The 6,476-nt window shown below is 36.3% G+C and carries 6 protein-coding genes; 4 read left to right on the forward strand and 2 right to left on the reverse strand.

Annotated elements, in window-relative coordinates:
* Positions 1 to 10: 10 nt before the first annotated feature.
* The 4 genes from ACH2CJ_RS16525 (at position 11) to ACH2CJ_RS16540 (ending at position 5,403) form a co-directional block, all read left to right on the forward strand.
* Complete coding sequence (locus tag ACH2CJ_RS16525) at positions 11 to 1,870, forward strand: heparinase II/III family protein (protein ID WP_394994085.1); 1,860 nt, start codon at positions 11 to 13, stop codon at positions 1,868 to 1,870.
* A 77-nt stretch (positions 1,871 to 1,947) separates the two neighbouring features.
* On the forward strand, positions 1,948 to 2,775 hold the full coding sequence (locus ACH2CJ_RS16530; RefSeq protein WP_394994087.1) for a sugar phosphate isomerase/epimerase family protein: 828 nt from the start codon (positions 1,948 to 1,950) through the stop codon (positions 2,773 to 2,775).
* 21 nt (positions 2,776 to 2,796) lie between these two features.
* Positions 2,797 to 4,713: a heparinase II/III family protein gene (locus tag ACH2CJ_RS16535; RefSeq protein WP_394994089.1), complete on the forward strand. Its 1,917-nt coding sequence runs from the start codon at positions 2,797 to 2,799 to the stop codon at positions 4,711 to 4,713.
* An 18-nt stretch (positions 4,714 to 4,731) separates the two neighbouring features.
* Positions 4,732 to 5,403: a DUF1080 domain-containing protein gene (locus ACH2CJ_RS16540; protein ID WP_394994091.1), complete on the forward strand. Its 672-nt coding sequence runs from the start codon at positions 4,732 to 4,734 to the stop codon at positions 5,401 to 5,403.
* A 50-nt stretch (positions 5,404 to 5,453) separates the two neighbouring features.
* On the opposite strand, the gene pxpB is transcribed toward ACH2CJ_RS16540, so the two are convergent.
* Together pxpB and ACH2CJ_RS16550 are read right to left on the reverse strand one after the other, a co-directional pair.
* A complete protein-coding gene (pxpB, locus tag ACH2CJ_RS16545; RefSeq protein ID WP_394994093.1) occupies positions 5,454 to 6,149 on the reverse strand; it encodes a 5-oxoprolinase subunit PxpB in 696 nt (231 codons plus the stop codon).
* Positions 6,139 to 6,476 (reverse strand): M28 family peptidase (locus ACH2CJ_RS16550; RefSeq protein ID WP_394994095.1); only part of this gene is annotated, 338 nt, incomplete at its 5' end. The genes pxpB and ACH2CJ_RS16550, both read right to left, overlap by 11 nt.

A 6,476-nucleotide genomic window follows, 5' to 3' on the forward strand; every position in this document is an offset into this window, starting at 1 on the left:
AAAAACTGAAATGAAAATAAATGCTATTTGTGTATGCTTATTCTTTTCAATAGTACAAAACTTAGCTTTTGGACAAGTAAAAGATGTAAAAATGCCAGTTCACCCTCGAATTTTATTGTTACAAGATGAGGAAAAAGCAATTTTGAAAAACATTGCTTCTGATCAAAATTGGGCAAAACTCAATAAAGTAATTATTGATGAAAGCAATAAAATCATTCCTCTGCCAACATTAGAAAGAATTCAAATTGGGCGACGTTTGCTTGATAAATCAAGAGAATGTTTGCGAAGAGTATTTTTTCTTTCATACGCTTATCGAATTACAAAAGATAAAAAATACCTCAATAGAGCTGAAAAAGAGTTGATAAAAGTCTCACAATTTAGCGACTGGAATCCTTCGCACTTTTTAGATGTTGCCGAAATGACAATGGGCGTTGCCATTGGCTACGACTGGCTTTATGACGATTTAGCGGTTTCTTCAAAAGAAATTATCAAAGAAGCGATTCTAAAAAAAGGCATTGAACCTTCGTATGATACAAAATATAATTCTTGGCTTAAAGCTTCACATAACTGGAATCAGGTTTGTAATGCAGGAATGGCTTATGGGGCTTTAGCTATTTATGAAGATAATCAAACGCTCGCCAAACAAGTGATTGACCGAGCCATTGAATCAATAAAGTTGCCAATGGAAGATTATAAACCAGAAGGTTCATACCCCGAAGGATATGGTTATTGGGGCTACGGAACAAGTTTCAATGTTATGTTTTTGAGTGCTATTCAGAAAGTTTTCAGCACTGATTTTGGTTTGTCAGAAACTGCGGGTTTCTTGAAAACAGCAGGATATTTTCAAAATATGATAGGTTCTTCTGGCAAAAATTTTAACTATTCGGATTCGGGCGGTGGTAGTGGACTAAGTCCATCCATGTTTTGGTTTGCCAATAAAACTCAAAACAACAGCCTCTTATTTATCGAAAAGCAATATTTACAAGGCAAAGATAAATCAATGGGCAGAGATAGACTTCTGCCTGCAACAATGATTTGGGGAAAAGACATTAACTTAGAAAAAGTAAGCGAACCAAAACAAATGATTTGGGTTGGACAAGGCAAAAATCCAGTAGCGATGATGCGTTCCTCTTGGTCGAAACCCGATGCGATTTATATAGGTTTGAAAGGTGGCTCTCCATCTGTTAATCATGGACACATGGATGTTGGCTCATTTGTGATGGATGCCAATGGTGAGCGTTGGTCGATGGATTTGGGTATGCAAGAATACGAAACGCTTGAATCAAAAGGTGTGAAATTATGGGGAATGACTCAAAATTCGGAGCGTTGGCAGGTATATCGCTACAATAATTTGGCTCACAGCACCCTTGCTTTTGACAATGAATTTCAAAAAGTTGAAGGCTACGCCCCAATTACAAGTTTTACAGAAAAGCCTAATTTCTTGAGTGCAACGAGCAATATTAGTGCAGTTTATAAAGGCAATGTTGCTTCTGCCAATAGAGGAGTAGCTATTATTGACCAAAAATATGTAGCAATAAAAGATGAAATTGTAACCTCAGAGAAAGAAACAACTGTAAGATGGGCAATGATGACACCGGCAGAGGTAAAAATTAACGAAAATGGCACGGCGGAATTGACTCAAAACGGTAAAAAACTACAAATAAAAGTAGTTGAACCAGCAAATATTACCTTAAAAACTTGGACAACGCAACCAAGCCACGATTATGATGCACCCAACCCTGGAACAATTTTAGTAGGTTTTGAAGTAAAAATTCCTGCAAATTCAAGTGTTTCGCTTGGTGTTTTATTAATTCCAGAAGGAGCAATAGTAAAACAAAAACTTTTACCCTTAAAAGACTGGAAGAAATAATTATATCTTCAATAATTGATAATTTGATTTACACCAATAGTAAAGCGTATTTTTTCACCTAACCCATTTTTCAACCTATGACACTTTCAAGAAAAAACTTTTTAAAAAATTTGGGGGTAACCGTACTGGCAGTTCCTATGTTTTCGTGGCAAAAGCAACCAATTGCCCCAAAACTGACAATTGGTCTTGCTTCTTATACCTTGAGAAAATATAATGTAACGCAGCTCATTGAGATTTGTAAACTCTTAAATATTAAAGATGTAGCTTTCAAAAATTTTCATTTACCATTAGAAGCTACCGATAGTGAAATTCAGGCAACCGTTGCAAAAGTGAAGGAAGCGGGGCTAAATCTCTACGGTGGCGGAGTGATTTACATGAAAAATGAAGATGAAGTAAAAAACGCCTTCAGATATGCCAAAGCTGCTGGTATGAAATTGATTATAGGCGTGCCAAACCATGAATTACTGCCTTTAGTTGAAAAATATGTCAAAGAAACCGACATCAGATTAGCGATTCATAACCACGGGCCAGGAGATAATGTTTATCCAACACCTGCAACAGTTTATGAAAAAATCGAAAAATTAGATAAACGAATTGGACTTTGCATTGATATTGGACATGTAGTGAGGCTGGGCATGAATCCGATTGAAGCTCTCAAAAAATATGGTCATCGGATGTTTGATATGCACCTAAAAGATGTCGATGGTGTGGTTGCTAAAAGCGAATCTATTCAAATTGGAAGAGGAGTGATTGATATCCCTAAAGTATTAAAAACTCTGAAAGAGCTTAATTATCAAGGAGTTATGAGTATCGAATATGAAAAAGATGCCGATAATGCTGAAGGTGGTTTGTCTGAATCAGTGGGTTATGTAAGAGGTATTTTAGATATGATAGAACGTTATTAAAACTCTTTTTAAACAAAAAAAATGAACAAATTACTCACTACCGTTTTATTATTTATTTCAATTTTGGGTCAAGCTCAAGTTACCCAACGAAATATTCTGATTAAAAAATATTCATTAGAGGATGTCAAAAAAACGCTCATTCCCAAAAACGAATATAAACCCTATCCGAAAACATCAGAAGAATGGCAAGCGGCAGTACCTGACTCTGTACTAAAACAAATAGTTAAAGCAGGCGAGGCACTTTTGGATTTGAAATTTGAAGCTATTTCTGCAACAACCTCTTTAGATTTTGTTCGTTCTGGCGACCGTGAGCGTCATGGAAAACTTTCGTACAGCAAACGAATTGCCTTAACCGATTTGATTTTAGCCGAAAGTGTCGAAAACAAGGGGCGATTCACGGAAGCTATTATGAATGGTGTTTGGTCGATTTGCGAAGAAAGTTATTGGGGAGTTCCTGCTCACATCAAAGGTTTGCCCGATGTTGAAAATCCAGTTGTTGATTTATTTTCGGCAGAAACAGCAGCTGTTTTAGGCATGGCTGATTATTTTGTTGGTGAAAAATTAGACAAAATCAATAAACTTTTACGCAAACGCATTTACTACGAAACCAATAAGCGAATTTTTGAGCCAATGCTCACAAAATCAGATAATTATAGTTGGATGAGCAAAACAAAATCGGTCAACAATTGGAATCCGTGGATTATGTCGAACTGGATTTCGGCAACTTTACTCTTAGAAAAAGATGAAAAACGCCGTGCCGAAATGATTTATGGTACAATGCTCGGTACAGACTTATACCTCAATGGGTTGGGCGAAGATGGTGGCTGCGACGAAGGTCCAAGTTACTGGTTTGCCGCTGGAGCTAGTGTTTTTGATTGTCTCGAATTATTCAGCAAGGCAACTAATGACAAAATTAATATTTATGAAGAGCCACTCATCCAAAAAATGGCTTCTTATATCTATAAAACTCATATTGATGGTTATTATTTTGTTAATTTTGCTGATGCCGACCCAAAACTTCGCCCAGATGGATTGATGCTTTACCGCTTTGGAAAAGCCTTGAAAGACGAGAAAATGACTCAAATGGGACAATGGGCATTCAAAAATTTTGTAACAGCTTCAATCAATTCGGGAGGCTATCACCGACCACGAAAAGTTGAAAATTTTCTTTCTATCAAGCAAATAAACGAAAATGCAGGTAAATATATTCCTGTAAATGATGCTTGGTTTAGTGATATTCAAGTGCTTACCGCTCGTGCAAATAATGGTTTTTTTATGGCAACGCATGGTGGTCATAATGCCGAAAGTCACAACCACAACGACGTAGGAGATTTTATGCTTTATGCCAATGGCGAACCTGTAATTATTGATGCAGGACGAGGAAATTATACAGCTCGCACTTTTTCAGCACAACGATATGAACTTTGGTTTACTCAATCACAGTATCATAACTTACCGATTATCAATGGATTAGGGCAAAAAGTAGGACGAGAATTTGAAGCTACCAATGTAAAAAGCAATATTTCAGATAAAGAGGCGACTTTGATAATGGATATTACAAATGCCTACGATAAAAATGCTGGAATTGTTTCGTGGAACAGAACGGTAAAGTTAAATCGAGTAAAAAATATTGTAGAGCTTACAGACGATTATAATCTGAGCCAAAAACCAACTTCTTTGGAACAAGTCTTTATGACAATTTGTACGATCGATACTTCTCTTGAAGGAAAAATTACGCTAAAAACTCCTAAAAATCAATTAGTTACATTGCAGTACGACCCAAAAGTATGGTCAGTTTCGACCGATTTACCTTCAACCGAAGGAATGGAGTATGTGAGTTTCAAAACAAAATGGGATAATCGACCTGTGCAGAGAATTATTTTGACAAATAAAAATTTAGCACAAAAAGCAAAAAATTCATTTACTTTTGGGTTTTAATTAATTCTCTATATTTCTATGAAAAAAATCTTTGCTTTTATAGTATTAAACATTTGCTCAGTCAGTGCTTTTTCTCAAACAATCAAACTTTTTAATGGAAAAGATTTAAACAATTGGTATGCCGATATTCCTGCCAAAGATAAAGATTCGACTTTAAGAAAATCATTCATCATCCGAAATGGTTTGTTGGTAAGCATGGGAACACCCGAAGGACATTTAATGTCTAAATCACAGTATGAAAACTACCGACTTGAAGTAGAATATCGATTTGCAGGAAAACCTGGAAACTGTGGCGTATTGGTTCATGCTTCCACGCCGAGAGCTTTGTATAAAATGTTTCCAAAATCAATTGAAGTGCAAATGATGCACTCAAATGCAGGCGATTTTTGGTGTATTGTTGAAGACATTAAAGTACTTGACATGGAATCAAGGCGTGGGCCAAAAGAAAACTGGGGAATTACGGAAGGAAAAGAACGCCGAGTTAAAAATCTTACTGATAATTCGGAAAAACCTTTGGGTGAATGGAATCGCATGGTGATTGAATGTCAAGGAGATAAAATAAAAGTTTGGGTCAATGGCGATGTGGTCAATGATGGCTTCGGTGCAACTGCTCAAAAAGGACAAATTGCTTTACAAGCCGAAGGTGCAGAAGTTGAATTCAGAAAAGTAGATTTAACACCCTTGAAATAATAAGCAGTCTTCAATTGGCAATCTTAACTCTGAAACTATACAAAAACTGCTTACTGAAGACTGATAACTGAAGATTTAATAACAAACTTTACTAAATCACCAGCTTTAAGTAAGGTAATTTCGGGTGAATTTGGTGTATAAAGTTGAAGCTCGGTTCGACCAATTAATTGCCAACCACCTGGGCTTTCGGAAGGGTAAATACCTGTTTGGTTTCCTGCAATACCAACGCTGCCTGCAGGAACTTTGGTGCGTGGTGTATCTTTGCGGGGCGTGGCAATTCGAGCGTCTAAACCACCCATGTATGCAAAGCCCGGCAAAAAGCCCATCATGTAAACTCTATAAATTGGGGAAGTATGAATTTGTATTACTTCCTCAATAGTTAAATTATTATGTTCGGCTACAAAAGCTAAATCTTCCCCATCATAAATTACTGGAATATTAATTAAGTTTGTAGCTATAACATGGTCATTGTTAAGATTTTGCAAACTATTCTCTAAATAATTCTTTACAAAATCAAAAGCAGTTTTTACTTCTACATTCGATTTTCTTACTTTTAGCACATCATAAAAAATAGTAAGCGATGCGTAAGCTGGCATCGCTTCTATGATTCCTATAAATGGGTTTTCACTACAAAAACGATACAATTTCATAACAAAATCGTTGATATTTTCATCAATGACATTACCAAAATCAATCGTAATTGCTGAATCGCTCAGGGAAAATATTTTGTACTCTTTACTTACCATACAATTCATTAAATGCCTTCTCGTATTTATCTCCTGCTTTCCATTTTGGTGCAGTTGCTCTATCGGATATCAATCGGGCAGAATAAATGTATGCTTGACAGAATTTAAGCAAATAATTATAATTAACTGACTCGGGGCTATCGCCTACTTGGTGATAAAATTTATTAATTTCGGCATCGAAAGCAGTGAATCCTGGTGCAAAATCAGGTGCTGGAATTCCTTTAGCCGCTAAACTGACATTATCTGAACGGTCAAATAAATTTTGCTCAGGAGCTGGGTCGTTGATTGCTGTCAAACCAAAAGCCTTTGCACCTTCTTCAATTTGTG

Origin of the sequence: Emticicia sp., from assembly GCF_043780375.1 — a bacterium.
GTDB lineage: Bacteria > Bacteroidota > Bacteroidia > Cytophagales > Spirosomataceae > Emticicia.

What these genes read in the sequence shown, in the direction of transcription:
- ACH2CJ_RS16525 (WP_394994085.1), top strand. Translation starts at nt 11, where the DNA reads ATGAAAATAAATGCTATTTGTGTATGCTTATTCTTTTCAATAGTACAA.
- ACH2CJ_RS16530 (WP_394994087.1), top strand. Translation starts at nt 1,948, where the DNA reads ATGACACTTTCAAGAAAAAACTTTTTAAAAAATTTGGGGGTAACCGTA.
- ACH2CJ_RS16535 (WP_394994089.1), top strand. Translation starts at nt 2,797, where the DNA reads ATGAACAAATTACTCACTACCGTTTTATTATTTATTTCAATTTTGGGT.
- ACH2CJ_RS16540 (WP_394994091.1), top strand. Translation starts at nt 4,732, where the DNA reads ATGAAAAAAATCTTTGCTTTTATAGTATTAAACATTTGCTCAGTCAGT.
- pxpB (WP_394994093.1), bottom strand. Translation starts at nt 6,149, where the DNA reads ATGGTAAGTAAAGAGTACAAAATATTTTCCCTGAGCGATTCAGCAATT.